The 26269-nt window shown below is 40.9% G+C and carries 26 protein-coding genes and 1 riboswitch; of the genes, 11 read left to right on the top strand and 15 right to left on the bottom strand.

What is annotated here, in order from left to right; translation table 11 throughout:
* Positions 1–34 precede the first annotated feature (34 nt).
* Positions 35–946 carry an EamA family transporter gene (locus tag BAU16_RS11255; protein ID WP_161527103.1) on the bottom strand — a complete coding sequence of 304 codons (912 nt, stop codon included), beginning with the start codon at positions 944–946 and terminating at the stop codon, positions 35–37.
* Between the two features lie 161 nt (positions 947–1107).
* Here BAU16_RS11255 and BAU16_RS11250 point away from each other — a divergent pair, with 161 nt between their 5' ends.
* The 8 genes from BAU16_RS11250 to ypfJ all read left to right on the top strand — a co-directional run bounded on the left by BAU16_RS11250 (position 1108) and on the right by ypfJ (position 9820).
* Complete coding sequence (locus tag BAU16_RS11250) at positions 1108–1404, top strand: hypothetical protein (RefSeq protein ID WP_048604488.1); 297 nt, start codon at positions 1108–1110, stop codon at positions 1402–1404.
* A 215-nt stretch (positions 1405–1619) separates the two neighbouring features.
* Positions 1620–1793: riboswitch (Lysine riboswitch) on the top strand.
* 135 nt (positions 1794–1928) lie between these two features.
* Positions 1929–3527 (top strand): ABC transporter permease subunit, encoded by a 1599-nt coding sequence (locus BAU16_RS11245; protein WP_137604830.1) that lies wholly within the window; start codon positions 1929–1931, stop codon positions 3525–3527.
* A gap of 64 nt (positions 3528–3591) precedes the next feature.
* Positions 3592–4335: an amino acid ABC transporter ATP-binding protein gene (locus tag BAU16_RS11240; protein ID WP_048604490.1), complete on the top strand. Its 744-nt coding sequence runs from the start codon at positions 3592–3594 to the stop codon at positions 4333–4335.
* Positions 4336–4464: 129 nt separating this feature from the next.
* Positions 4465–5811 (top strand): amino acid permease, encoded by a 1347-nt coding sequence (locus BAU16_RS11235; RefSeq protein ID WP_137604831.1) that lies wholly within the window; start codon positions 4465–4467, stop codon positions 5809–5811.
* Between the two features lie 155 nt (positions 5812–5966).
* The gene (gene brnQ / locus BAU16_RS11230) at positions 5967–7319 is read left to right on the top strand and encodes a branched-chain amino acid transport system II carrier protein (protein ID WP_048604492.1); all 1353 of its coding nucleotides are present in this window, start codon (positions 5967–5969) and stop codon (positions 7317–7319) included.
* 97 nt (positions 7320–7416) lie between these two features.
* Entirely contained in the window at positions 7417–8112 is a 696-nt protein-coding gene (locus BAU16_RS13780; protein WP_337248008.1) for a helix-turn-helix domain-containing protein, read from the top strand.
* Positions 8001–8918, top strand: coding sequence for a hypothetical protein (locus tag BAU16_RS13775; RefSeq protein ID WP_337248007.1), 918 nt, complete (start codon positions 8001–8003; stop codon positions 8916–8918). The genes BAU16_RS13780 and BAU16_RS13775 overlap by 112 nt, the downstream gene beginning before the upstream one ends.
* Before the next feature lie 14 nt (positions 8919–8932).
* Entirely contained in the window at positions 8933–9820 is an 888-nt protein-coding gene (gene ypfJ / locus BAU16_RS11220; RefSeq protein WP_161527102.1) for a KPN_02809 family neutral zinc metallopeptidase, read from the top strand.
* 287 nt (positions 9821–10107) lie between these two features.
* Here ypfJ and BAU16_RS11215 read toward each other — a convergent pair whose 3' ends face one another.
* Complete coding sequence (locus BAU16_RS11215) at positions 10108–11757, bottom strand: ATP-binding cassette domain-containing protein (RefSeq protein ID WP_161527101.1); 1650 nt, start codon at positions 11755–11757, stop codon at positions 10108–10110.
* A gap of 250 nt (positions 11758–12007) precedes the next feature.
* On the opposite strand from BAU16_RS11215, the gene BAU16_RS11210 reads away from it, so the two are divergent.
* Together BAU16_RS11210 and BAU16_RS11205 are read left to right on the top strand one after the other, a co-directional pair.
* Positions 12008–12574, top strand: a complete 567-nt coding sequence (locus BAU16_RS11210; protein ID WP_161527100.1) for a GNAT family N-acetyltransferase — start codon at positions 12008–12010, stop codon at positions 12572–12574.
* Between the two features lie 324 nt (positions 12575–12898).
* The gene (locus BAU16_RS11205; protein ID WP_137604835.1) at positions 12899–13288 is read left to right on the top strand and encodes a helix-turn-helix domain-containing protein; all 390 of its coding nucleotides are present in this window, start codon (positions 12899–12901) and stop codon (positions 13286–13288) included.
* A gap of 20 nt (positions 13289–13308) precedes the next feature.
* On the opposite strand, the gene BAU16_RS11200 is transcribed toward BAU16_RS11205, so the two are convergent.
* From BAU16_RS11200 to BAU16_RS11165, 8 genes are all read right to left on the bottom strand, one after another.
* Positions 13309–14331, bottom strand: a complete 1023-nt coding sequence (locus tag BAU16_RS11200) for a D-alanine--D-alanine ligase family protein (RefSeq protein WP_137604836.1) — start codon at positions 14329–14331, stop codon at positions 13309–13311.
* A gap of 112 nt (positions 14332–14443) precedes the next feature.
* On the bottom strand, positions 14444–14812 hold the full coding sequence (locus BAU16_RS11195; RefSeq protein ID WP_048604497.1) for a hypothetical protein: 369 nt from the start codon (positions 14810–14812) through the stop codon (positions 14444–14446).
* A gap of 70 nt (positions 14813–14882) precedes the next feature.
* Positions 14883–15350 (bottom strand): low molecular weight protein-tyrosine-phosphatase, encoded by a 468-nt coding sequence (locus tag BAU16_RS11190; protein ID WP_261795778.1) that lies wholly within the window; start codon positions 15348–15350, stop codon positions 14883–14885.
* Positions 15347–15919: a TetR/AcrR family transcriptional regulator gene (locus tag BAU16_RS11185; RefSeq protein WP_161527099.1), complete on the bottom strand. Its 573-nt coding sequence runs from the start codon at positions 15917–15919 to the stop codon at positions 15347–15349. The genes BAU16_RS11190 and BAU16_RS11185 overlap by 4 nt, the downstream gene beginning before the upstream one ends.
* Before the next feature lie 11 nt (positions 15920–15930).
* A complete protein-coding gene (ruvB, locus tag BAU16_RS11180; RefSeq protein ID WP_048604499.1) occupies positions 15931–16938 on the bottom strand; it encodes a Holliday junction branch migration DNA helicase RuvB in 1008 nt (335 codons plus the stop codon).
* Between the two features lie 12 nt (positions 16939–16950).
* Entirely contained in the window at positions 16951–17541 is a 591-nt protein-coding gene (ruvA, locus tag BAU16_RS11175; protein WP_048604500.1) for a Holliday junction branch migration protein RuvA, read from the bottom strand.
* A gap of 222 nt (positions 17542–17763) precedes the next feature.
* Complete coding sequence (locus BAU16_RS11170; RefSeq protein WP_048604501.1) at positions 17764–18510, bottom strand: SDR family oxidoreductase; 747 nt, start codon at positions 18508–18510, stop codon at positions 17764–17766.
* Between the two features lie 73 nt (positions 18511–18583).
* Positions 18584–19147, bottom strand: coding sequence for a DapH/DapD/GlmU-related protein (locus tag BAU16_RS11165; protein WP_161527098.1), 564 nt, complete (start codon positions 19145–19147; stop codon positions 18584–18586).
* A 120-nt stretch (positions 19148–19267) separates the two neighbouring features.
* Here BAU16_RS11165 and BAU16_RS11160 point away from each other — a divergent pair, with 120 nt between their 5' ends.
* Positions 19268–20155 carry a LysR family transcriptional regulator gene (locus BAU16_RS11160; RefSeq protein WP_048604503.1) on the top strand — a complete coding sequence of 296 codons (888 nt, stop codon included), beginning with the start codon at positions 19268–19270 and terminating at the stop codon, positions 20153–20155.
* Between the two features lie 128 nt (positions 20156–20283).
* On the opposite strand, the gene msrB is transcribed toward BAU16_RS11160, so the two are convergent.
* The 5 genes from msrB to BAU16_RS11135 are packed head-to-tail and all read right to left on the bottom strand — an operon-like array spanning position 20284 to position 26258.
* Positions 20284–20721 carry a peptide-methionine (R)-S-oxide reductase MsrB gene (gene msrB / locus BAU16_RS11155; protein WP_161527097.1) on the bottom strand — a complete coding sequence of 146 codons (438 nt, stop codon included), beginning with the start codon at positions 20719–20721 and terminating at the stop codon, positions 20284–20286.
* Between the two features lie 28 nt (positions 20722–20749).
* Positions 20750–21304, bottom strand: a complete 555-nt coding sequence (locus tag BAU16_RS11150) for a Maf family protein (RefSeq protein ID WP_161527096.1) — start codon at positions 21302–21304, stop codon at positions 20750–20752.
* Positions 21305–21307: 3 nt separating this feature from the next.
* Entirely contained in the window at positions 21308–23320 is a 2013-nt protein-coding gene (gene mutL / locus BAU16_RS11145; RefSeq protein ID WP_161527095.1) for a DNA mismatch repair endonuclease MutL, read from the bottom strand.
* A 15-nt stretch (positions 23321–23335) separates the two neighbouring features.
* On the bottom strand, positions 23336–25888 hold the full coding sequence (gene mutS, locus BAU16_RS11140) for a DNA mismatch repair protein MutS (RefSeq protein ID WP_137604841.1): 2553 nt from the start codon (positions 25886–25888) through the stop codon (positions 23336–23338).
* Positions 25872–26258 carry a YlbF family regulator gene (locus BAU16_RS11135; RefSeq protein WP_137604842.1) on the bottom strand — a complete coding sequence of 129 codons (387 nt, stop codon included), beginning with the start codon at positions 26256–26258 and terminating at the stop codon, positions 25872–25874. Before BAU16_RS11135 ends, mutS begins: the two co-directional genes overlap by 17 nt.
* Positions 26259–26269: the final 11 nt, after the last annotated feature.

The following is a 26269-nucleotide window of genomic DNA, read 5'->3' as shown; positions in this document are numbered from 1 at the left end:
ATACGGCTTATTTCAGAAGAACTATTTCTTTTTATCAGGCGTCATAAAATCCTAAAATCATGATACCAATCATAATTGCGGCAATCACAAGATAATGCTTAACAGTTAATTTTTCTTTTAAAAAGATTCGACCTAAAAGGATAGAAACTACGGCATAGGCTGAGATCACAGGTGCTACAGTAACCGCCTCTTTGGTGGAAATCGCTCCCACATAAAAAAATTGGCCCAACGTTTCAAGCAAAGCCGCAATCCCCTTATCCCGCTCCCGAAAAACAAGAACACTTTCTTTTTTTACGATTTCCAAATACGCCCATAAAAGGAGCGCCACAATAAAGAAAGTCAATTCGTAACTCATCAAACCCTGATCTTCCGGCATGATTTTTTTGTATTCCAAATAATAGCTGTCTAAAAATGTGCCCAGTCCATCAATCACCATGTATAAAATGGGAAACAAAATCGCAATCGCACCGATCCGATATTTTTTCTCGACACGGACCCCTTCTGCCACCAATTCGGCATCATCTTGCTGCTTCTCAAAAATCGACAGTAACAAAATCCCCACCAATATCAACAGAATTGCTGCCAACTGAATACCATTGATGCGATTGCCCATAATCAAAAAGCCCAATCCGGCAGTCACTGCACCAGAAGAATTACTGATAGGAGAAGAAATGGATACTTCAATGTAACGCAACCCGAAATAACCGATTGCCATTGATAAAATATACATGCCAGAAACCGGCAAATACAGCAACAGATTTTTCCAATCATAGCTGATTCCTTGATAGACCACATAATAAAACAGCACGTGCAGACCCATAACCAGCCCCACCATGATCGTGGTTTTCATCGCACTGTGGCGATCTGCTTCCTGATTGCCTTTTTTGTAGAAAAGATCTGCTGCCCCCCACGCTAAAATCGTAATGATCGCCGAAGCAAACCACATACCAAACACTCCCTTTTTTCAATTTATCTCTTAAAAACTATCCTAAAGCATCGAAATCGTCAATCAATTTTTTAACTTCTTGCAGGTTTCACCGATCCCCTCATGACACCCTTTGGAAAACGTGGTAAAATGACCATGGAATAAAAGTGAGGTGAATCTATATGGTACCATTTATTATTTACTGGGCAATCATTCTTGTTTGTATCGCTTGGTTAGCATTGAGCGTCTTCTTTTCAATTTTTTATCTAGCTCGCAAAGAAAATGGCAATCTTTGGGCATTTGGTTTGTTCAACGTAATCGCAGCTATCGTGTTGGCGATCTCATTAGCCGTTTATCGTACATGGGGTTGGGGCATCACACAATATTCAAGCCTGATTTATTTGATTCTAGGATTATTGATCGGTTTGACTGTTGTTCAAGCAATTTTAGGTCGTGAACCTAAAGCTAAAGCAGCTTAGACTTTTGAACAAGCGGAAGATTTGTTTCGCTTGTTTTTTATATACAATTTTTATGCATAATTATCAATACTACCAATGTGAAACTATTCTGACAAAGGATTAGCATCCATCACTATAATATTTCTTGCGTTTTTATACGCAAATCGATTGACAAGCCCTTTTTATTCGGGTAGTCTTTTAGGTGTACGAAACAACTGAATACGAGATGCCTCATTCACTGAGGTAGAGGTCGCGAGGTTCATTACCCCTGTGGAGCAAAGCAAATGCGCAGAAACAGGACTAGGGAACATCGCCGAAATGAATAAATCTTTGCTTGGTTTATTTGTTGGGACGCAAGTCAATAGCTTGCGGACTGTCTTAGCAACTTGCTAAGATGCGCTATGTTTTTGTGAGAGGCTTGTCGACTAATCACCAGTCAGTCCACAGCCGTTCCTTTTCATAGGGTACGGCTGTCTTTTTTTTCGACGATGCCAGCAATTGATACCCTTTATCTCGTTCAAAAAAATGGAAAAAAGGAGAAAGTTATGAAAAAAAAGGTTTCGGTAACAGTATTATTTGCGTTCATTTTGTCAATCATTGGATTAGGGGGAACCTTAACCGCTTTGGCAGATGAAAAAACACCTGAAAATGAATTTCGAGTAGGTTTGGAAGCAGGGTATGCTCCCTTCAACTGGTCCCAGCAAACGGATGCCAATGGTGCAGTGAAAATCAGTGGGCAACAAGCCTATGCAGGCGGTTATGATGTCCAAATTGCCAAAAAAGTTGCTGAAGGATTAGGAAAAGAATTAGTCATTCAACAAATCAAATGGGATGGCTTAGCACCTGCCCTACAATCAGGAAAAATCGATGCAATCATCGCCGGAATGTCTCCAACAGCGGAACGAAAAAAAGAAATTGATTTTACGGACCCCTACTACGAGTCTCAATTGGTTATTGTTACGCAAGCTGACAGCAAATATGCAGACGCAAAAAGTATCGAGGATTTTGCCGGTGCAGCACTGACCGCCCAATTAAATACTTTCCATTACAATGTGATCGATCAAATTCCTGATGTTAAAAAAGAACAGGCGATGGATAATTTCTCTGCCATGCGAACTGCCTTATCCTCCGGTGTGATCGATGGCTATGTCAGCGAACGTCCAGAAGGTATCACCGCTGAGAGTGTTGATAAAAAAATGAAAATGATCGAGTTTGAAGATGGACAAGGATTTGAAACCAATCCAGAAGACGTTCAAATCGCTGTCGGAATGCGTAAAGGCGATCCGGATGTAGCAAAGGTCAACGGGATTTTAGCTGGAATTTCTTCAGCCACTCGAATTGAAACAATGGATCAAGCCATCAAAGATCAACCTGCCGCTACAGATAAAGGCGAAGAAGATGCGGGACTTTTAGGGGATTTCAAAAAAATCCTCAGCCAATACGGCATGTTGTTCTTACGAGGCTCCCTATTAACCTTGGGCGTAGCGCTGTTTGGTACGATTGCTGGAACAACGATTGGTTTGCTGATTGGCGTTTTCCGGACCGTACCGAAATCGGAAAATAAACTGACTTTTATTTTCCAAAAAATCGTTAACTGGCTATTGTCTCTTTACATTGAAATTTTCCGAGGAACCCCCATGATGGTACAAGCAATGGTTATCTTCTACGGTTTGGCATTGGCCTTTGGCTTGAATTTAAACAAAACCGTTGCTGCTTTGCTGATCGTTTCCGTCAATACTGGTGCTTATATGTCCGAAATCGTTCGGGGAGGAATTTTCGCAGTCGATGAAGGACAGTTTGAAGCGGCGCAAGCCATCGGAATGACCCATAATCAAACCATGAGCAAAGTTGTTTTGCCGCAAGTTTTACGAAACATTTTACCGGCAACCGGAAATGAATTTGTAATCAATATTAAAGATACTTCCGTTTTAAGTGTTATTGGTGTTGCTGACCTGTTCTTCCAAGGAAATTCCGCCTCAGGTGCGAACTTCCAATTCTTCCAAGTCTTTACGATCATCGGTATCATTTATCTTGTGATGACCTTTACGATCACTCGGATTTTGCGTCTGGTGGAAAAACGGATCGATGGTCCAGCTTCTTATGTTCAATTAGATGAAGAAGAAGTTCTTCCCCAAGAAAAATAAAGCGAGACAAGATTACCGGCAGAAATCGGTTGAACTTTTCTGCCTAAGAATGAGGAGGCAGCACATGTCGAATACAATTATCGAAATCAATCACCTGCAAAAAAGCTTTGGTGAAAATGAAGTGTTAAAAGATATCAATCTGAAAGTCAACAAAGGAGAAGTGGTAACGATCATCGGTTCTTCTGGTTCCGGGAAATCTACCCTTTTACGTTGCATCAATTTACTGGAAAAACCTACTGGCGGCGACATTCTTTATAAAGGAGAAAATGTCTTAGGCAAAGATTACAGCTTGTCAAAATACCGCACAAATTTGGGGATGGTTTTCCAATCCTTTAATTTATTCAATAATATGAACGTTCTGGAAAACTGTATGTCCGGACAAACTACTGTATTGAAAAGAAACAAATCTGCGGCGCGACAAGTAGCGTTAGAAAACTTGGAAAAAGTCGGGATGGAACGGTTTGTCGATGCTCGTCCGTCACAGCTTTCCGGTGGACAAAAACAACGGGTGGCAATCGCCCGCGCGCTGTCAATGGAACCGGATGTTATGCTTTTTGATGAACCGACTTCTGCTCTTGATCCGGAAATGGTGGGAGAAGTTCTTAAAACCATGGATGATTTGGCACACACCGGATTGACCATGCTGATTGTGACCCATGAAATGAGCTTTGCCAAAGAAGTTTCTGATCGAGTGATCTTTATGGATAAAGGGGTCATTGCCGAAGAAGGAACGCCAGAAGACATTTTTGTTCATCCGAAAGAAGAACGAACCAAAGAATTTTTACATCGGGTATTAAAAGAAAGATAACCATTTTATCGGCTGATTATCTATCAGCCGATTTTTTTGTAGATTTTAACGAATTCACGATTCTGATTGAAATTTTCAGAAAATTTCGCTAAAATGGCAGGTATGACAAAATGTTAGGATGAAAAAACTATGGAAAAGAAACAAGAATTAGAACGCGGGCTGAAAAATCGTCACGTCCAATTGATTTCGATTGGCGGAGCGATCGGTACCGGGTTGTTTTTAGGATCAGGTAAATCGATTCAATTGGCAGGTCCCTCCATCTTATTTGCCTATATGATTACCGGCGGAATTTGTTTTTTGATTATGCGGGCTTTAGGAGAGTTGCTGCTTTCAAATGTAGAGAATCACTCGTTTTTAGATTTTGTTGCTGAATATTTAGGAAAAAAATGGGCCTTTATCACCGGCTGGACCTATTGGTTTTGCTGGATTTCGATTGCAATGGCGGATTTGACTGCAATGGGCCTTTATGTGCAGTATTGGTTCCCTACAATTCCACAATGGCTACCGGAAATCATCGCCCTTGCTCTGCTCCTTTCCTTAAATCTGATTGCCGTTTCGTTATTCGGTGAATTGGAATTTTGGTTTGCCCTGATCAAAGTCGTGGCAATCATCGCCTTGATTGCCATCGGCGGTTACATGATCGTGACTCGCTTTCAAACTTCTGCCGGTCCGGTTCAAGTCTCAAATCTTTGGAGCCACGGCGGTTGGTTTCCAAAAGGCGGAAAAGGCTTCATCCTTTCGTTTCAAATGGTGACCTTTGCCTTCGTGGGCATCGAACTCGTGGGGTTAGTTGCCGGAGAAACGGAAAATCCTAAAAAAGTTTTGCCGGAAGCCATCAATAATATTCCGATTCGGATTATTCTCTTTTACCTTGGTTCGTTGTTTGCAATTATGGCCATCTATCCATGGAATAGTTTGGCAACCAACGAAAGTCCTTTTGTGGAAGTTTTTTCTGAGATTGGAATCACTGTCGCTGCAACGGTGATCAACGTCGTCGTTTTGAGCGCCGCCGCTTCTGCCTGTAACAGCGCAATTTACAGTACCGGTCGGATGCTGTTGTCTTTAGCACAAGAAGGCAGTGCCCCTAAGAATTTCACCAAGTTGACCACCCACAAAGTTCCCGGAAAAGCTTTATTCTTCTCGGCATTGGTAATTTTTGTTGCCGTAGTATTAAACTTTTTTATGCCGGATCAAGTATTTACGGTCGTAACAAGTATTGCCACGACATGTTTCTTGTTCGTTTGGGGCGTGTTGGTCTTTACTCACATGAAGTATCGCCGCAGCATGATTGGCAAAAAGAATCATTCCTTCAAAATGCCGTTTTATCCATTAAGCAATATTTTGATATTTGCCTTCTTGCTTTTTGTTTTCGTTGTCTTGCTGCTTTCACCGGAGACCCGTTTAGCCGCACTGGTCACGCCAGTCTGGTTCCTTATTTTACTAGGTATCTACTACCTCAAATTCGAAAAGAAATAGCTCTTTGCGTCTGAAATCTGTTAAAATGATTTCAGGCGTTCTTTTTAGTTTGGGTTCAATTAACGCTTATTTGTATAGAAAATTTAGAAAATTCTTGCGAAAATTGAAGAATTTTGCTATTTTTGGAGAAATACATTTCTTTTAGGGGGTAGAAAATGGAGAAAAAATTAACGTTTAAAGATTATTTATTCATCGGTTCCATGCTGTTTGGTTTGTTTTTTGGTGCAGGAAATCTGATTTTTCCCGTTCACATGGGACAAGAAGCCGGCGGGAATATTTTCTTTGCCAATTTGGGCTTTTTGATCACTGGGATTGGACTGCCTTTTCTTGGTGTCGTGGCGATCGGTATGTCACAAAGCAGTGGCTTGTATGACTTAGCCACCCGGATTAATAAAAAGTATGCAATGGTCTTTACCATCTTGCTTTATCTTGTAATCGGTCCTTTTTTTGCTTTGCCTCGATTGGCTACCACCTCGTTTGAAATCGGAGTCGCTCCGTTTGTCCCACAGGAATCTCATACTCTTTTTTTAGCGGTATTCAGTCTACTCTTTTTTGCACTGGCTTGGTGGGTTTCCCGCAAACCAACAAAATTGCTGGATTACGTAGGAAAATTTTTAAATCCCCTATTCTTACTATTGCTGGGCATTCTATTGTTGTTCGCCTTTTTAAACCCGATGGGTACGGTCTCTTCTGCTGACGTCGCAGTTTCTTACGACACTCATCCTTTTTTCACCGGCTTTACGCAAGGCTACAACACCCTTGATGCCTTAGCTTCCTTGGCATTCGGGATTATTATTGTTACCACTATTAAAGGGATGGGGGTTACAAAACCGGCAACGATTGCTATTGATACGGTAAAATCCGGTTCCATCAGTATTTTATTGATGGGAATCATCTATACCTTGCTAGCGTACATGGGAACCATGAGTTTAGGAAAATTTCCTATTAGTGAAAATGGCGGTGTGGCATTGGCACAAATCGCCAATCACTATCTGGGACGAACGGGAAGTTTTCTCTTGGCTTTGATTGTAATCACTGCTTGTCTAAAAACAGCAATTGGATTGATTACCGCCTTTGCTGAAACCTTTGTCGAATTGTTTCCCCGTAGAAGCTATCAACTTTTTATCGCAGTTGCCAGTATTTTACCGGGCATTTTTGCCAATGTTGGCTTAACAAAGATCATTGAATTTTCCACACCGGTCTTGATGTTTATTTATCCGCTGGCGATGACCTTGATTTTACTCGCCTTGTTGAGTCCGTTGTTTGGGCACCATCAAATCGTTTATCAAATGACAACAGCTTTCACGCTGATTGCTTCGATTTTGGATGGGCTGAATGCTTCTCCTGCATTAATCAAAGAAACTTCCTTCGTACAATTTTTACTTTCTGCCGCTGAAAACTACCTGCCTTTTTTCGCTATCGGAATGGGCTGGATCTTACCAGCAGGACTGGGCTTTCTCCTTGGAATTCTTTTGAGTTTGACAAAACGGTCAGAAAAAGAAAATTAATTGCAGTATTTGATCATTTCGCGAGGTTTTCAACTGACAGCAAATAAAAAAAACGGTACAATATTTGTAGGGAGTAAGGTTTATAGGAGGGTGTTTTATGTTGTACGAAGAATTAATAATGGATTCAACCACATTATTAAAATATCAATTATATAAAAAACTGATGTCGGTGGGGCAGACAAGCTATCCCGTATCGCAAATTGCCACGGAGATGAACTTGAATTACCAACAAACAGTGATCGACTTGACAGAAATCGATGCAGAATTGAGTGAGCTGGATCCTCACTATCAGTCGATTTTTGTGGGTGCCGGAAAAGTGAATTGTTTGAATCTATCCTTCACCATCGATAAGTACCGCTATCATTTATTAAAAAGCTCGATTCCGTTTCAATTTGTTCTCTATTTTTTAAACGAAGAAAATCCATCTATCGATGATTTTTGTGTCCGTTACCACTCCAGTCGGTCAACGGTTTCTCGTAAAATTGACAAATTGAAACGTCATTTAAAAAAATTCAACATCCGCTTCACCTACACCGAAGCAAGTATGGTAGGTGATGAACGGCTGGTTCGGCTAGCTTTGTTTAATATCGTCTGGCTGGGGGCACGGGGATTAGACTGGCCCTTTGCCATTTCTGAAAAAAAGCCGATGCCTTGGTCAAAGATTTCGGCAATTATTTTCCTTTGTCACGTACGTACATGGGACAATTGGAACTGCGCTATTTTGCCGCAATCGTCCTTTCTCGAATCGAAAAAAAACATTTTGTTAAGTATGACAAAGCCTATAATTTTTTGATGTTGAACAATCCTTATTATGATTTCAAAAAATTCAAAGAGCATTTTGGGGATTCCTTGGCACCGCGTCAAGTCAAAGCAGAGACCAGCTATATCTATTTTCTCGCTCACTTTATGCCGTTTTATACCCGCGAAGATGATCCGACTTTGCAGCAGACAATCCAGGATTTTTCCACAAGAGAAAATCCAATTTATCCGTTAGTCACTGCTTTCATTGCTTTTGCAAAAGAGAATTTTTTCAACGAACGGCCACAGATTTTAGATCAGCCGATTATTTTGGGCAACTTGATAAACATTACGTTTGCTTTTTACATTTTTAAACAACCCTTCCCAATCATCCAACGTCTAGTGGTTGCCCCACGGAAAAAAGATGGCACGATTCGGGAGATCGAACAAAAAATCTCTGCCTTTTTTACGGACTACAAAGCGACAAATGAAAACGCAGAAACCGGCTATATCACCGAACAAACACAAGAACTGATGACCAAAGCTTTCAAAGATGTCTTGCTTCCTTTCTATGATCGGGCAAAACACACGAAAAAAGTCAAAGTAGGTATTGCGCTAGAACACAACTACTTGCTGGTCAAAGGATTGTATCAATTTTTGGAGGACCTGCATTTTGTTGACGTCGAACGCTATGATCGGCAGCAAAAATCCGCCTATGATCTTGTTATCAGCTCTTCCTTGCTATTAAAAGACAGTTATCCAGACATCAACATTTTCTTATGGGATTATTCAGGAGAAGACGAACAATTTATTATTTTGTATAAAACACTTCGTAATCTAAGCTCTGCAATCAATCATTAAAAGGATGTGATGACATGCGTTGGAAAGGCGATCGCCGCAGCTCAAACGTTGAAGACCGCCGCAGTTCCTCGCCAGTTTCAGGAAAGCTTCTTGGCGGTGGAGGTATTGGAATGTTGCTTCTAGTCATCTTCTCGCTGCTTTTTTCCGGCGGCAACGTTGACCTCGGTTCTATTCTCGAAGGTGAAGGTGCCGGTGGAAATTACGACACGACGATTGTTCAGCAAGCCAATCCTACCGCTGATTCGGAAACCTCTGAATTTGCTTCCGTTGTTTTTGCTCACTTGGAAGATTACTGGACCGCTGCTTTTTCAGAAAGTGGGCGTTCCTATACGAACCCAACCCTTGTCTTATATTCTGGCAGTGTTCGCTCAGCTTGTGGACAAGCCAGCTCAGCCATCGGTCCCTTTTATTGTCCCGGCGATCAAAAAGTTTATTTGGATTTAAGTTTTGCAGATGAATTAGCCAATCAATTCGGAGCCTCCGGTGATTTCGCCATGGCTTATGTCATTGCCCATGAAGTCGGACACCATGTCCAGTATGAGTTAGGAATCACACAGCAAATCGAAAAATTGCGCCAGCAACTTTCTGAAACGGAATTCAACAAATACAGTGTCCGTCAAGAATTGCAAGCCGATTATTTTGCCGGTTCTTTTGCTAAATATCTTACTGGAGAAACCTATAACGGGCAACCGATTTTAGAAGTAGGGGATATCGAAGAAGCGATGTATGCTGCCAACCAAATTGGAGATGATACCTTGCAAAAACAAGCACAGGGCTATGTTGTGCCGGATAGTTTTACCCACGGAACATCTGCTCAACGAGTTGCTTGGTTTGAACGGGGTTATCAGTACGGTGATTTTGAACACGGCGACACCTTCTCTGCCGCCAACCTGGATCTTTAGATTTCTAAACTAATCTTAACAACTTTCCAAGACTTTCGTCACAATTTATTCACATTTATTCCTTACTATATAAGCATACCAACAAACAACCCTAACTAACACTTTTTCATTTTTAACTCCTTCCCGCCAGCTACCCACTGGCGGGTATTTTTTTTGATTAAAAACAAATTTTTATTTTTTGAAACATTTTCGTCACGATTTGTTCACATCTTTTGGTTAATCTATACTCATCCCAATAAACAACCCTAACAAAACACTTTTTCATTTTTTACTCCCTTTCCCGTCAGCTACCCACTGACGGGTATTTTTTTGTGGGTTGCTTCATCAGCCGTTATCATTTGCAAGTGAGCATCCCGTAACTCTACTACATAATCAAATGACTGAATAAATTGTTCATTTTCTGAATGTGTGACAACAATGACGATTTTATTCTTTATTCCACTAATAATTTTGGAGATCAAATTTTCATTCTCCAAATCCAATCCAGATGTGGGTTCGTCAAAAATAAACACATCTGCATCGGTATAAATCCCTCTAGCAATATCTAGCCTGCGTTCCTCCCCACCACTCAATTTATTTTCCATATCGAGTTTATAGGTCTCTTTGTCTTCGCTATACTTTTGAAGATTTGTTTTTTTCATTGCTTCTTTAAATTGTCCATCATCCAAATTTTGAAAGAGCGCAACATTCTCTTGGATACTTCCTTCAAAAATTGCTGTTTTTTGTGGAATATACGCTATCTGTCCAAAAACTGTTGCTTGCTTGATTGAAGCAATGTTTCTATTATTGACGAAAACACTGCCGCTTTTTGGTTTTCTTATGCCCATGATTATTTCCAGTAATGTGCTTTTTCCTGTTCCACTGCGTCCTTTTATTGCATAGGTCTTTCCTTTTTCAAAGGTAAAACTTATATCCTTAATGATAGGCACCTTATTGTAATCAAACGTTATGTTATCAAGTAAAATCGTTTCTATTCCTGTAACTTCATAGTCCCTATCCTGCTGCTGTTGCTCCTCTTTCAATAAACTCAGTATTCTATCTGCAATCGGTTTACTGGAAGTAATTTCCGTGTAACAATTGGAAAAAGCCTGAATCGGTCCGGCGATTGTTCCCATTAGCGTAGTCATCGCAATCAGTTCTGGTAAAGTTGCTCGATTATTTAATACAAAAAAACCACCGACGATCCAAGTTCCTGAATAGACGATATTTCCAAGACCATAGATGATGGTGAAGGTCTTTCCCTGAGATGCTTCAAAATCAACAGCGGCATCTTTGACTTTCCCACTGGTAATTTGTAGTTTATGTTTAAAACGAAAGGCAGCATTACTTATTTTCAGATAAGCTAAATTTTTTGAGAATTCCTCATACCTTGCTAAATACGTATTCTTATTGTCTTGCCAAAAAGAACGTTTCCCTTTTAAAACATGTTTGCTTAGTAGTGGACTGAAAAATGGTACAAAGGCTAAAAGAATCATGACGCTTGCTAAAGGACCGTTTACAATAAAAGAAGAAATAAATGCAATGATGAACACGCCAATTACCTGTACTGAAAACACTATCTGTCTAAGATAATTTGTCTCCAAAATCTGTAAATCATTTGTCATATGAGCGATTCTTGAAGAAGAAGGTTCTTTCATGCTCTTCAGAATGTCTTCATCTAAATAACGGGTAGTCAGATCATTTCTTAAAGCATCCATAATTGTTTGGACTAATTTAGTGGATGTTAGTCGGGGCAAATAATCGGAAATAACTTCTACTATAAAATAAACAATAGCCAGCAAAGAGATTTTTATAAAATGATTGAGGTCCCCTTTCGTTGCTGCTTCAGATAAAAACTGATAGACAAAAGCAATACATACTGTCATAAAAGCAGCAAATATGGCAGAACAAAAATATGTGACCGACAATAATTTATATTGCTTAAAATATTTTTCCAATAAAATTCCTCCTTTCCAAAAAATACCTTCAAACAACTTAGATACTTATTTTTCCGTATAATTATTCAAATGAACATGGTCTCATTATATGTTCATTTGCATTCGGTTTCAATCTTTTTAACCATCATTTTTTCTTATGATTTCTAGCTTAAAATCCACGGATTTTTACTAATTATTGATTAAAAATCAGTTTCCTATTCCTTTTACCGTTTGTTCCATATGCTAAAATAAGAGAGAGGAGTTGCAGGATTTGATTATTCGAAATTATCTGACTAGTGATGAAAAAGAATGGATAAAATGTCGTTTGCTAGCATTTTTTGATACTAGTTATGCCACAGATATCCGATGGGAAAAAGAACAGTATAAGGAAGCTGTTGAACTGGTGGCTGAAGAAGATGGGCAGCTTGTAGGCTTTTTGGATATCGAATTGCACTCTGCCTTACAAACAAATAAAAACCAAGCGGGTGGCGTTATTTGGCATATGGGCGTTCTTCCAGAATTCCGCCAAAGAAAAATTGCGCAACAATTGTGGTATACCGCTCGACAACTTATGCTGGAACAGGATATTCATTACTGTGAATTATGGACTCAGGAAGATCTTGCCGCGAATGCGTTTTATCGCAAGCAAAAATTTCAACTATTACCAGAATCTACCTATCTGCGATGCAGCTTAAAACCAAATACTTATTCCCTTCCATTAACTGAAACGTTTAATCCAACCTACTATGTGGAGAATTATCTTTTTCAAGCACCGTTGACCGATAAACAAGCATTGCTTCCAATTTGTGAATCCATACAGGAAGTTTATTACCCATAGTAGAATAAAAAAACCTTGTTATATACTCCGCAATAAGCTTTGGTGAAATATTCTTTTGTCTTTGAGTTTGTATGTATTTCTTTGTAATCAATTTCATTTGCCAAAGGAGTTTCAACAAAATTCAGCAATCCGTAGAACTGACAAATATCAACCTATATCTTCAGTTAGCAAGAGTCTTTACCTATGATAAAATATGGTGGAGCAACAAAAGGATTCAGATGATTACTCCGCATACTTCAACAGATTTTCTTCTATGTAAAATACTTTTGACAGACAAAAAGAGTACTCTCAGCTATCCTTGCTATCAAAGGTGGTGATAATAATATGAATATCAGTCAACGAATTAAAAACTGTCGGATTGAGCGACAATTGACCCAAGAAGAAGTAGCCGAAAAGCTTTTTGTCTCTAGGCAGACGATTTCTAATTGGGAAACAGGAAAAACCAGTCCAGACATCGAAAGTTTAATTTCCTTAAGCAATTTATATGAGATTTCGTTAGATCAGTTAATCAAAGAAGACCCCAAATTTCAAAAGCGAATAAAAATAAAATCCCACTATGACTCATTCATAATGGGATTTGGAGCAATACTTGTTTTCATTGGCTTTTTTGGTCCTGATAGCTTGTCACTGCTTAATTTCATTTTAGGCTTCTTTTTTATCTTATCTAGTGAATATAGCGCAAAATATCTTGAAAAATTCTTCTCCTCTAAATAATGCTGCTATATTTTTATCGGCTAATTTCTTCCAACCCCCTCCAACGACAGCTGCAGGATTTTCTCGCATAGCTCTTGATAAGAAATTCCAGCAGCTTGAGCCTCTTGGGGAAGCAAACTGTGTGGAGTCATGCCCGGCAATGAATTGGCTTCGATCACATACACTTCATTTTCACGACTCAACATGAAATCCACCCGTGAATAAACAGAAAGTCCCAGCAGCTGATGTACTTGCCATGCACAAGCCTGCATTTTTTCTGTCAACTCCGGTGATAAAACGGCTGGTGTAATTTCTTCAGTCATGCCTTGTTGGTATTTATTTTTATAGTCATAAAATCCTTCTTTGGGAATCAACTCGATAATCGGTAAAACTTGTTCCCCTAAAATGCCTACGGAAAATTCTCTGCCTTCAATTTTTTCTTCCACTAAAACCGTTTCTGAATACTGAAAAGCCGCCGCCAAAGAATCCGCCAGATCCGTCTGATTCTCTACGATTTCAACACCGATACTTGAACCATTATCATTGGGTTTGACAACCACCGGTCCATCGATTGTAACCGGACTGTCTTTCGTAAGTATTTGCCAAGGAGCAGTTTTGATGCCATGATACGTTAGCAATTCTTTTGAAATCTTTTTATCCATTGCCAGTAGGCTGCTTTTGTAACCGGAGCCAGTATACGCAATCGAATACATATCGAATAACGCTTGAAGCTGTCCATTTTCTCCAATTCCTCCATGCAGTGCCAGGAAAACAAGATCACTGGTTTTACAAATAGAAATCACATTAGGTCCTACCAAATCAGCTTGTATTTTTTTCATTTCAGCTACATCTGGCGCTTTTTCATCGATTGTATGCGTATATTTTTCCATACGATGTTGCGCAAAGGCTTCGGCAAAGGTTTTACAATCTGCTGCTCCCTCGTACACATCCAGCAAAACTACTTGATGACCGTTTGCCATCAATGCATTCGCAATCTGACTTCCAGAAGAAAGAGAAACTTCCCGTTCATCACTTAATCCGCCAGCCAATACAACTATATTCATTTTATTTCCTCATTTCTGTTTTTCTTTCACCTATTTTACCACTCTCTTACTGAGAAAATTACCAACAAAAAAATCATCCACGAAATAATTCAGGATGATTTCTACTATTTTTTTAACGGGAGATGTTTTCTCGGTGACCATTTGGAGCAAGAATGCTGATTTTTCGAACGGATTCTAAGGGAACCATCCGAATCTGCTGCTTGTCTTTTTGTAATTTGATCAACAAATGTCGCCGATCTTTATTTTTAGCCACCAACCAGCCGGAGATTGTTTCAAATTTTCGTTCAGCATCGGGATTATCCACTTGAAGAACCACCAGACTGTGCTGACGTGCTGCTTTTTTTATAGCATCCCGCATTTCTACGGAGATTTTTTCTTGTTGCCGATTCTCGGCAGTATCACTTAAAAATGTATCGAGTAAAGTATTAGAAGTAAGCGCAACGAATTGACGAATTTTTTTGATTTTCGATTTTTTTTCCATTGCAAACCCCTTTCTGCTTCAAGCAAATCAGCTTTTGTAAAGCCTATTCTAAATAATTTTCTGCTAAAACTCAAGCCTTACTGTTTCGCTCAGCTTGCAAAACGGCAAGCCAACTATCCAGACCTTCTTTTAGCAGTTGGTAGGTTTCTTGAAAATCTCCGGTATACCACGGATCAGGAACGGCCATTGCTTTTTTGTCGGGAACGACACTCAGATATAAATGGATTTTCTTTTCTGTACCTGCGGGAGCAATTTTCTGTAGATCTCGAAGATTGTTTTGATCCATTCCAATGATAAAATCAAACGTATGAAAATCTGTCTCCGTGATTTGTCGGGCATGCATTTTCGAAAAATCGATACCGGCTTGCCGCAAAATATTTTGTGTTCCTTCATGGGGCGGATTTCCCGCTTCCCAACTGCTGGTTGCTGCTGAATCAACAAACAGCTCGATTCCTTTTTCCTGTGCCCGTTGCCGCATCAGTCCTTCTGCCATGGGCGAGCGACAAATATTTCCTAAACAGACAAATAAAACCTTCACTCTATCTCCTCCTTTTGATACATCCGAAAAGAGAAAAACTCAACATCTTTTGCCAGTTGAAAAAGTTGAGTAGCGATTTCTAAAGGTGATTCCTGGTACCCGCCGGAAATCCAAGCAAGCAGGACGCCACTACAGCCGTAGGAAAAAAAACGGCCATAAAAATCTTTGTCCTTTTCAGTCAATACCCCTTCTGTATCTACCTGTTCAAACAATTTGCGGAATAATTTCGTTACGATCAATGAAAATTCTTTGATCAAAACATCTCGATTTTTCTCAGTCGTCACTTGGTAGAACACGTTTTTTCCCTTCATTGTTTTCAGCATTTTTAATGCCTGTTCTTCCCAATTATCGATGGACAATTCTGCTGAGGTCAAATATTTTAAGGAATCGTTCAGATAAATCCAACGCAGTAATTCTGCTTTGTCGGAAAAATGATAGTAAAACGTCTGGCGATTGATTTCTGCTTTTTTAGCGATATCTTGCACGCTGATTTTTTCATAGGGCTTGGTTTGTGTCAAAGCGACTAAGGCTCGTCCAATTGCCCGTTTTGTCTGATTTCCTTCTGTCATAAGCCTCTTCCTCAATCTGAAATTTGATATGAATAGCCAAAATGTTCATAGGCAAGATGAGTGGCAATTCGCCCACGGGGAGTACGCTTTAAAAATCCCTTTTGAATCAGATAGGGTTCGTACATGTCCTCGACCGTTTCCGTTTCTTCTCCAATATTGACAGACAGGGTGCTTAATCCCACTGGTCCGCCGCCATAAATTTCGATCATCGTTTTGATCAATTTTTGATCAACATAATCCAAACCGGCTTTATCCACCTGCAGCAAGCTCAACGCCCGATCGGCAATCAAGCGGTCAATCACTCCATCGGCCTGTACTTGAGCAAAATCCCGAACCCGCTTCAACAAACGGTTGGCGATTCGCGGGGTTCCCCTTGATCGTCGTGCGATTTCGATTGCACCTTCTGTAACAATTTCTGTTTGAAAAATATCCGCCGAACGCAACACGATTTCCCGCAGATCCTGCTCTTGATAATATTCCATGTGACTAATAATCCCAAAGCGATCCCGTAATGGCGCTGAAAGCATCCCGGCACGAGTCGTCGCCCCCACAAGTGTAAAGGGTGGCAAAGGAAAATGAACCGGGTGAGCCGTGGTTCCCTGTCCAACCATGATATCCACATAAAAATCCTCCATCGCCGAATACAGCATTTCTTCTGCAACTCGCGGCAAACGATGGATTTCATCAATGAACAATAAATCCCCCGGTTCCAATTCATTTAAAATCGCCACCAAATCTCCCGGTTTTTCAACAGCCGGTCCGCTGGTGGTGCGGATATTGACACCCATTTCGTTAGCAATCACCATGGCCATCGTGGTTTTTCCTAATCCCGGTGGTCCATAAAGTAGCACATGGTCGAGGGATTCTTCACGATTTTTCGCCGCTTCAATATAAATACGCAGCTCTTCTTTAACCTTATCCTGACCGATATACTGTGAAAGGTATTGTGGTCGCAACGATTTTTCGAGGATTTCTTCCGTCTCTGTCGTTTCCGGCGAAACGATCCGTTCGTCTGTCATTGACCGTTCCTCCTATTTTTTCATCATTAATTTTAGCGCTTCCCGCAAATATTCATCGGTTGTTTTTTGCGGATCAACAGGCAATAATTTTTCTACCCGCTTGGTTTCTTTCTCACTGTAACCCAAAGCAGACAAAGCTGCCATAGCTTCTTCCAAGGCTTGATTCTCGGATAAAATCGGCATTGCCGGCAATTCTCCTGCCAATTCGCCCAATTTCCCCTTCAAATCCAAAATCATTTGTTGCGCTGTTTTTTTACCAACACCGGGAAACTTCGTCAAATACGTGGCATCACCGGATTCAATGGCTGCGATCATGCCATCGTGCTCTTCATTTGCCATGATGGCCAAAGCACTTTTTGGTCCGATTCCAGAAACGCTGATTAGGCGCAAAAATAATTGTTTTTCTTCTAATTTTCCAAAACCATAAAGTAGATGCGCATCTTCCCGAATCACTTGATGGACATAAATTTTGACTTCTTGATTCATTTTGCTGCTGTAACGATAGGGATTTCCCAATGCGATTTGATAGCCGATGCCCTGCGTTTCCAATACAAGATAAGCTGGATTGATCGCCGTTACAAGTCCAATGATATATTCGTACATGTCCTAACCCTTTCTGTACATATGTTCCCCTTATTGTATCACAGTTTCCATCGACAAAAAAGGCAGAGAAATGATTGGCTCTTTCTCTGCCTAGTTTAGCTAAATCAGCGGAAAATTTTTTAAGCTGAGCCGACAAAAAAGTTCGGAGAATCAGCAAAATTCTCCGAACTTTTTTACTTGTGCTTACTAACTTTTTGAAACAAAGGAATTGGTTGCCCCATTTTACCAAGGTTGATCGGTAGGTCCAACGGTGAACTCATTAACGTTTGTGTCTTCTGGTTGGTCAATTGCAAAAGCAACAATATTTGCAACGCTTTCTGGTCCAATTTGATAGGTTTCATAAAGAGAGGACATGCCTTTTTCTGTTTCCTTATCGGTGATCGTCGTTAACAATTCCGTTTTTATTGCGGCTGGATAAATCGTTGCCGTACGGATATGGCTGCCTTCTTGTGCTGATTCCATGCGCAAAACTTCCATCAAATCTCGAACAGCCCATTTTGTGGCACCGTAAACTGCGCCACCAGGATAGGCTTTTAACCCGGCAACCGAAGAAGTGGTGATTACATGCCCGGATTTTTGCCCTTTGAAGGTTGGTAAAACAGCGGCGATCCCGTTCAAAACACCTTTGATATTCACGTCCACCATTTGATCCCATTCGTCCGTCTTCAATTCAGATAACGGTGAGTTTGGCATCAAGCCGGCATTCAAAAAGATAACATCAATTTTTCCAAAGGCTTCTTTTGCAAGATTAACTAATGCTTCATTATCTGCTGGTTTGGTTACGTCGGTGACCCGAAAGACAGCTTCGCCACCTGCTTGTTTGATTTCTTCAACGATTTTTTGCAATTTTTCCTCACGACGAGCGCCCAGAACAATTTTTGCTCCTTTGCTTGCCAATAATTTTGCCGTTGCTTCTCCGATTCCTGATGATGCGCCTGTGATTACTACTACTTTGTCTTGAATTGCCATAATAAACATTCCTTTCTCGAACCTATGATTATTTTGCCTAGTACCAAAAACGTGTCACACTTTTGTTGTCACATTACTGGGAAGGCTGTTGTTCTTTATAATTAGAGTTGATACCTTTGATAAATTTGGCTGGAACGCCACCCACAATCGTATTTGCTGGTACATCGTTCGTCACTACTGCCCCGGCTGCGACGATTGCATTCTCTCCGATTGTCACCCCTGGAGTCACTGTGACATTTGCCCCCAACCATGCATTCTCATGGATATACACCGATTGCAATTCCAAATGTCGCCGTTCTGCCGGTTCTATTCGATGATTGACAGAGGCGATCGTAACATTCGGTCCAATCAACACATGATCGCCAATAAAAATACCGCCTAAATCGGTGAACATTGAATGGCTATTAATGAAAACATGCTTCCCAATGTGTAAATTGCGACCAAAATCCGACCAAAATGGCAAACGAATTTCAGTTGTTTCATCAATCGTCTCATTGGTAATTTTGCTGATTCGCTCACGAATCTCTGCTTGGTCATGGGTACCGGTATTTAATTGTTGGAGTAACGGTTGATTAATTTCGTTGATTTCTTCAACCTGATCATACGCCGCAGTCCCCAAGTCCATCTTTGACTTCATTGACTTCCCTCATTTCTTATTTATTGATTGACTACAGTATACTGGGAAATTATACTAATGTTAAATACTTATAATGTATTAATAACTATAATAATTAGTTATGGAAAAAGGAGTGGTTCCATGGATATTCGTGTTCTTCGCTATTTTGTCGCCATTGCACAAGAACAAAATTTTTCCCACGCAGCACAGTCCCTGCATGTGTCACAGCCAGCTTTATCCCGCCAAATTATCGATTTGGAAACTGAATTAAATGTTAAGCTGTTTGAACGGAGCCATCGCCAAGTAAACTTGACTCAAGAAGGTTATTATCTACTAGAACGTGCACAAGAAATTATTCGTTTGTTTGACAAGACAACATATAATTTACAAAAGCAAGACATCATTAGCGGAACGTTGGATATCGGTTCTGGTGAAAGTCATGCCATGACCTACATCATGCAGACAATTCAGCAGATCATTCACAAATATCCCCAAATTCATATCAATCTAAGAAGTGGAGATGCCAGCCTGATAGAACCGCAATTAGATAGTGGTATTTTAGAATTTGGAGTCATCATGGGACGGCGACAGTTGGATAACTATAACTTTCTCACTCTACCTGAGGAAAATCGTTGGGGTCTCTTAATGCGGGCTGATGAACCGCTTGCCCGTCATTCAACCATTTCTCCCGCTGATCTTATTGGTCGCCCCTTAATTGTTTCTGCGCAGGCAAAGCAGCGGGGGATTTTTAAAGAATGGAGCAACGAACTATTTGATCAGTTTAATTTTATCGGTACCTACAATCTGATTTTCAACGCTAGTTTGTTGATTAAAACCGGTGCCTGCATGGCATTGACCTATGAAAATTTAGTCGAAACCTCCCAACAGAGCGGACTCGTCTTTCGTCCTTTGGAACCTCAATTAACTGATCCCAATATTCTGATTTGGAGTAAAAGCCGAAGCTTGCCCAACGTCAGCAAACTATTTCTAGAAACGATTCAAAAAAATATTCAACACACTGACGTATAATTAGCGGAGAACTTTTATTTCCCCATCATGGTCAAACTTTTTAGAAATGAAAGATTGCCTTGATTACTGCTCAACAATCGTCAGCAAAAAAAATAAAGCCCCTTTTCAAAAGCGGGCTTTATTTCCTATTATTCCACATATTCTTTGTATTCACTATAGCCTTGTTGATCCATTTCCTCTAACGAAACAAAGCGCAAAGCGGCGGAGTTGATGCAGTAGCGCAAGCCGCCTTTTTCTTCCGGTCCATCTGAAAAAACATGTCCTAAATGCGCATTCGTTTCATCACTACGAACCTCAACTCGGTGCATTCCATGAGAAAAGTCAGCTTTCTCTTTGATTTCTTTTCGAAGAATCGGCTTGCTGAAAGAAGGCCAGCCACAGCCGGCATCAAATTTTTCGGTAGAAGAAAACAACGGTTTGCCGCTGATAATATCCACGTAAATGCCTTTTTCATAAAAATTATCGTATTCTCCCGTGAATGGCTGTTCCGTTGCGCTTTCTTGCGTAACTGCATAAGCCATTGGTGAAAGTTGCTTTTTCAATTCTTCTTTTGAATATTCTGCCATTGGAAATCCTCCTTTAGTGGAAGCAAACCTACTTAATTTCCTTCATCATCTGATAAATTGCGCCTACAGGAAAGCCCACAATACTATAGTAATCGCCATCCACCTTTTTTACAAACATCCCGGCTTTTCCTTGGATTCCATATGCACCAGCTTTATCCACGTAATCTCCTTCATCGAGATACTGATTAATCTCTGCATCCGTCAAGTCAAAAAAGAGAACTTTGGCAGGAACCAATTTGGTGAGCATTTGCCGACCTTTACGCAAAACTACCGCCGTATATACATGATGCATTTGACCGCTCATCAGACTGAGCATCTCAAATGCTGCTTCCCGAGATTTGGGTTTTCCTAAAATTTTCCCACCGGCCACTACGATGGTGTCACATGCAATCACTAAATCATTCTCATGCTGTTTTGCAACGGTTTTTGCTTTGGTTTTTGCCATTCGCATGACGTATTCTTCTGGCTGATCCTTTTCGTGAACTGTTTCGTCAATATCGGCAGGTTCAACCGTAAAATTATCGACAATATGGGCAAGCAATTGTTTTCGCCGTGGTGATTGCGACGCTAAAATAATCGCCATTTTTTACATCGTCTCCTTCGTTTTATGAGGATCTTGGATTCGTTTAAACATTTTTTCCATGTCGCTGTTAGTGAAGTGAATCAGTACCGGGCGTCCATGGGGACAGTTAAAGGGATTTTCACAGGTCGCTAAATCCTGCAGCAACACGCGGGCTTGAGCCTCGTTCAAATGATGATTGGCCTTGATGGATCGCTTACAGCTCATCATGATTGCAGTTGCTTCTCGGAATTTTTTGACACTGACACTGCCGGTTACCAGCAACATATCGATCATTTCACGAATAATCGCTTCTTCTTGTCCTTTCGGATACCATACAGGATGAGCTCGAACAATGAAGCTGTTGGCGCCGAATTCTTCTAAATAAATCCCTACATTTTCCAACAGTTCAGCTTTTTCCTTCAGCTTTAGCGCATCACTGTTGGGGTAATCTAAAACAAAAGGCACCAGCAATTCCTGCAAATCATTGGTGACATCCCCAATTTTTTCCCGATAATATTCGTATTTGATCCGTTCTTGCGCCGCATGCTGGTCGATGATGTACAATCCCTGCTCACTTTGGGCAAATAAATAGGTTCCATGCATCTGACCAAAATAATCCAATTGTGGAAAACGTTCTGTGGGACGATCATCTGAAGCCAATACTTTATCTAACAAAGTTTCACATTCTTTATTGGCCAAATCAAATTCCGGATGGAGCCGAATCTCTTCCTCGGAGAAGTCCGATACGACATTGGCAGCATTTGGTTTTTCTGTGACCTCGTCTGACTCCAACGGCACAAATTCATCCTTTTTAGATTCCTGTGAAAAAACTGGTGCTGGTTTTCCACCAATATCCACAAGATTATCCACAGGGTTTTCCACAGTCTGTTGATAACTTTCCTCCACAAAAAATTTTCCACTGGCGGCATCGTAAGACAAACCTTTAGTGTTTCTTGGTTCAGCAAAATCCATCGCCAACTGTTCTGTTTTTTCTTGAGGAGTCTGTTTCTTTTTAAAACTTAAATTGTCAGCTGCATTGGGGATTAGATTTTCTTCCCGCAAGGCATTATTGATGGCTTTGCTCAATAATTCTGTCAATTCTTTTTCCTTTGATAAACGGACCTCCTGCTTGGTTGGGTGCACATTGACATCCACCAATAGCGGGTCCATCGTGATCTCGATCACTGCTAAAGGAAAACGACCGATCATTAATTTTGAGCCATAACCTGTGACGATGGCTTTGTTCAGTGCAAAGTTTTTGATATACCGGCCATTGATAATTGTTGACAAATAATTCCGACTGGATCGGGTAACTTCCGGTAATGAAACATAGCCTTCGATTTTAAAATCTAAATCTTCTGCTTGGATTTTCAACATTTTTTTAGCCGTAGTAATGCCGTAAATTCCCGCCAAGGTCTGTTTCAGATCGCCATTGCCGGCAGTCGCCAACATTTTATTACCATCGTGAACCAAACGAAACGCAACAGAGGGGTGGCTCAGTGCCAACCGATTGACGATATCCCCAATATTCGCTAATTCCGTTTGAACCGTTTTAACATATTTCAAACGCGCTGGCGTATTAAAAAATAAGTTTTCCACAGTAATCTTGGTTCCTTGCCGCAAAGCAGAAGGAGTATGGGATTCAACAGCACCGCCTTTTAATTTCAGCAAGGTTCCTTGTTCCGTTCCTTGCACCGCTGTTTCGACGGTCACTTCGGATACGGAAGCAATACTTGGCAAGGCTTCGCCACGAAAACCCAGTGTTCGTATTCGGAATAAATCATCCCGATTGTGGATTTTGCTGGTGGCATGTCGTTTAAATGCATTCACCACATCATCATCAGCGATTCCTTCACCGTTATCTGTCACCTGAATTTTACGCAGACCTGCTTCTTCAATTAGAATATCAATTTGGGTACTGCCGGCATCTAGCGCATTTTCCACTAATTCTTTAACCACCGATGCGGGGCGCTCCACCACTTCCCCTGCGGCAATCTGATTGGCAAGACGTTCAGATAATTCTTGGATTTTTCCCATAGATACGCCTTCTTTCTAAATCCGTTTCTGCAACTCGTACAATGTATTCAATGCTTCCATTGGGGTCATTTCTAATAAATTCAATTTTTTCACCGTATCAATCACACCTAATTCACTGGTAGAAACTTCGCTGAATAAGGACATCTGCTCGATTTCTTCAGTGACAGCAGGAGGAGCTTGCAAGACAGCTGGTGTATCTGCTTCTAATCCCTTTAAGATTGTTGCAGCTCGTTCCAGCAAGTTTGTCGGCAATCCGGCAATTTTTGCCACGTGGATACCATAACTTTTATCCGCAGGTCCTTCCATCATTTTATGAAGGAAAACCACATCGCCATCTTTTTCAACTGCTCCCACATGGATGTTGCGCAGTTGAGGCAAGGCTTCATCCAGAACCGTCAATTCATGATAATGAGTAGAGAATAAGGTCTTGGCTTTCACTTCTTTATGGATATATTCAATAATGGCTTGCGCCAACGCCATACCATCATAGGTTGCTGTTCCCCGTCCCAATTCATCAAATAAAATTAAACTGTTGGGTGTTGCATGACGCAAAGCTTGATTGGCCTCCATCATCTCCACCATAAAAGTACTTTGTCCAGCGATTAAATCATCACTGGCGCCAATGCGGGTAAAAATCCGGTCAAAAATCGGCAACTTTGCCGTTTCTGCGGGGACGAAACACCCCATTTGCGCCATGATGACAGTCAATGCCAATTGCCGCATATAGGTGCTTTTCCCTGACATATTTGGACCGGTAATCAGTAAAATCAGGGTTTCTTGATCCATCGTGATGGAATTTGGGATGTATTCTTGATGCCCCAAAACTTTTTCCACAACGGGATGGCGACCTTCTAAAATTTTCAGCTCTTTGCCAAAAGTCGGTTGTACATATTGGTAGCGTTCAGCGATCATCGCAAAACTTTGCAGAACATCCACCGCGCTGAGGGATTTTGCCAAGGTTTGCAGTCGTTCGATAGCCTGCTTGATTTGTTCCCGCACCTCTAAGAATAATTGATACTCCAAATCAACTGATTTTTCTTCGGCCTCTAAAATTTGCGTTTCCAATTTTTTCAGTTCCGGTGTGATAAAACGTTCGGCATTTGCCAAAGTTTGCTTTCGTTCATAGCGGCCTTCTGCTAAATTGCCTAAATTGGCCTTCGTGATCTCGATATAATACCCAAACACCCGATTGAAGCCGACCTTCAAATTACGGATGCCGGTTTCTGCTCGTTCTTTGGCTTCTAATTCCGCCAACCATTGTTTGCCGTTTTTCATCGCTAAACGGTATTGGTCAAGCGTTTCATTGAACCCGTCCTTGATAACATTGCCTTCTGTAATCTGCAACGGTGCCTCTTCATTGATGGCATCTTCAATCAATTGGACCAGATCTTCCATCGGTTCCAAATCTACCAGCAGGTCATTCCATTCCCCTTGATTGATTCCAGTCAGCAATTCGCGAATCAGCGGAACTTGCAGCAAAGAGGTTTTTAATTGGATCAAATCCCGCCCGTTGACGTTTCCAAAGGCCACACGTCCAGCTAAACGCTCCAAATCATAAACCTTGGTCAAATTTTCCTGCAGGTCAGCCCGTTCAAAATAACTATTCAGCAGAGAAGCGACCATTGCTTGTCGGGCAAGGATTGCTTGTTTTTGAATCAAGGGTCGATCCAACCATTGTTTCAGCAAACGTCCCCCCATTGCCGTCTTGGTTTCATCCAACAGCCACAATAAAGTGCCGTGTTTTTTTCCGGTACGAATTGATTGGCTCAGTTCTAAATTAAATTTCGAATAATAATCCATCTTCAAAAAATGATCTGGTTGATAGTCCACAGCTTTTTGCAAATGTGCCAAACTACGCTTTTGAGTGATGGATAAATAGCACAGCAGTTTTCCCGCCACTTCTTTTTCCACTGAATTAGTCAGTTCACTGGTCAAAAATTGAAATTCTGCATTTTCCTCAATGGTTTCCTGCGTGGAGAAAACCACGTTCAATCGATCCTTCAATTGTTTTTTCAGCTCATCTGAAATTTCACTGCCAAAAACGATTTCTTTGGTTTGCAGCGCAGAAGCTTCATTAATGATGGCTTCTTCATCTTTTAAAACGGTGGCTTTTAGTTCACCGGTACTCAAATCCACATAAGCAAATCCGTAGTCTTTACCGGTAAAGGTCAGCGCCGTCAAAAAATTATTGTCCTTAGCCGAAAGCCCCTTGCTTTCCATAACGGTTCCGGGGGTCACCAATTGAATGACTTCTCGCTTAACCATCCCTTTAGCCGTTTTGGGATCTTCGACTTGTTCACAGATTGCGACTTTATAGCCTTGTTCGATCAACGTATCCACGTATCCTTGGGCAGCATGGTAAGGAACTCCGCACATGGGAATAGGGTCGTCGGCATTACGGTTGCGGCTGGTCAAAGTCAATTCCAAAATTTGTGCGGCTTTGATAGCATCCTCGTAAAACATTTCATAAAAATCCCCTAAGCGGTAAAAAAGGAATGCATCCTGGTACTGTGCCTTGATTGCCAAATATTGTTCCATCATAGGCGTATTTTTAGTCTTTTGAGGCATTCGGTTTTTCCTCCTCAATTGTTTCATTTACTTGTCTTTGCAACGAATCCGTCACAAAATGCAGCAAATCGTTGGCTTCCAACAATTTTTCCCGATAAGCAATCACTAGCGGCTGTTCCTCAAACTCTGCTGTGTAGCGATTTGCCGCAGCAATAGCAGCTTTTTCTGCTTCTGGTTTTCCATAATGAGCAAAATTGACGGCCTCTTTTTGTGCGGTTTTAATTTTTTCTTCCAACTCTTGCAAATGCTGATTTTTTTCGATTTTTTCTTTGATCCGTTTGAAAGATCGGATTGTTTCGTGAGCAGCTAGTAATTCTGTTAACTGTTCAAGGGCTGCTTTTACTTCTGGTTCCCGTTCTAATGCATCCATGGCTTTCATCC

This window comes from Enterococcus sp. JM9B, from assembly GCF_009933265.1.
GTDB lineage: Bacteria > Bacillota > Bacilli > Lactobacillales > Enterococcaceae > Enterococcus_C > Enterococcus_C songbeiensis.
The sequence above is the reverse complement of the archived record's forward strand: the minus strand, read 5'-3'. Positions and strand labels throughout refer to the sequence as shown.

Excerpts from the sequence above, each read along its gene's own strand:
- BAU16_RS11205 (WP_137604835.1), top strand. The coding sequence starts at position 12,899 with ATGAATATCAGTCAACGAATTAAAAACTGTCGGATTGAGCGACAATTG.
- BAU16_RS11245 (WP_137604830.1), top strand. The coding sequence starts at position 1,929 with ATGAAAAAAAAGGTTTCGGTAACAGTATTATTTGCGTTCATTTTGTCA.
- BAU16_RS11255 (WP_161527103.1), bottom strand. The coding sequence starts at position 946 with ATGTGGTTTGCTTCGGCGATCATTACGATTTTAGCGTGGGGGGCAGCA.
- BAU16_RS11160 (WP_048604503.1), top strand. The coding sequence starts at position 19,268 with ATGGATATTCGTGTTCTTCGCTATTTTGTCGCCATTGCACAAGAACAA.
- BAU16_RS11240 (WP_048604490.1), top strand. The coding sequence starts at position 3,592 with ATGTCGAATACAATTATCGAAATCAATCACCTGCAAAAAAGCTTTGGT.
- mutS (WP_137604841.1), bottom strand. The coding sequence starts at position 25,888 with ATGCCTCAAAAGACTAAAAATACGCCTATGATGGAACAATATTTGGCA.
- mutL (WP_161527095.1), bottom strand. The coding sequence starts at position 23,320 with ATGGGAAAAATCCAAGAATTATCTGAACGTCTTGCCAATCAGATTGCC.
- BAU16_RS11150 (WP_161527096.1), bottom strand. The coding sequence starts at position 21,304 with ATGGCGATTATTTTAGCGTCGCAATCACCACGGCGAAAACAATTGCTT.
- ruvB (WP_048604499.1), bottom strand. The coding sequence starts at position 16,938 with ATGACAGACGAACGGATCGTTTCGCCGGAAACGACAGAGACGGAAGAA.
- BAU16_RS11235 (WP_137604831.1), top strand. The coding sequence starts at position 4,465 with ATGGAAAAGAAACAAGAATTAGAACGCGGGCTGAAAAATCGTCACGTC.
- BAU16_RS13780 (WP_337248008.1), top strand. The coding sequence starts at position 7,417 with ATGTTGTACGAAGAATTAATAATGGATTCAACCACATTATTAAAATAT.
- BAU16_RS11185 (WP_161527099.1), bottom strand. The coding sequence starts at position 15,919 with ATGACAGAAGGAAATCAGACAAAACGGGCAATTGGACGAGCCTTAGTC.
- BAU16_RS11195 (WP_048604497.1), bottom strand. The coding sequence starts at position 14,812 with ATGGAAAAAAAATCGAAAATCAAAAAAATTCGTCAATTCGTTGCGCTT.
- BAU16_RS11135 (WP_137604842.1), bottom strand. The coding sequence starts at position 26,258 with ATGGATGCATTAGAACGGGAACCAGAAGTAAAAGCAGCCCTTGAACAG.
- ypfJ (WP_161527102.1), top strand. The coding sequence starts at position 8,933 with ATGCGTTGGAAAGGCGATCGCCGCAGCTCAAACGTTGAAGACCGCCGC.
- BAU16_RS11165 (WP_161527098.1), bottom strand. The coding sequence starts at position 19,147 with ATGAAGTCAAAGATGGACTTGGGGACTGCGGCGTATGATCAGGTTGAA.
- BAU16_RS11170 (WP_048604501.1), bottom strand. The coding sequence starts at position 18,510 with ATGGCAATTCAAGACAAAGTAGTAGTAATCACAGGCGCATCATCAGGA.
- BAU16_RS11250 (WP_048604488.1), top strand. The coding sequence starts at position 1,108 with ATGGTACCATTTATTATTTACTGGGCAATCATTCTTGTTTGTATCGCT.
- brnQ (WP_048604492.1), top strand. The coding sequence starts at position 5,967 with ATGGAGAAAAAATTAACGTTTAAAGATTATTTATTCATCGGTTCCATG.
- BAU16_RS11200 (WP_137604836.1), bottom strand. The coding sequence starts at position 14,331 with ATGAATATAGTTGTATTGGCTGGCGGATTAAGTGATGAACGGGAAGTT.
- ruvA (WP_048604500.1), bottom strand. The coding sequence starts at position 17,541 with ATGTACGAATATATCATTGGACTTGTAACGGCGATCAATCCAGCTTAT.
- msrB (WP_161527097.1), bottom strand. The coding sequence starts at position 20,721 with ATGGCAGAATATTCAAAAGAAGAATTGAAAAAGCAACTTTCACCAATG.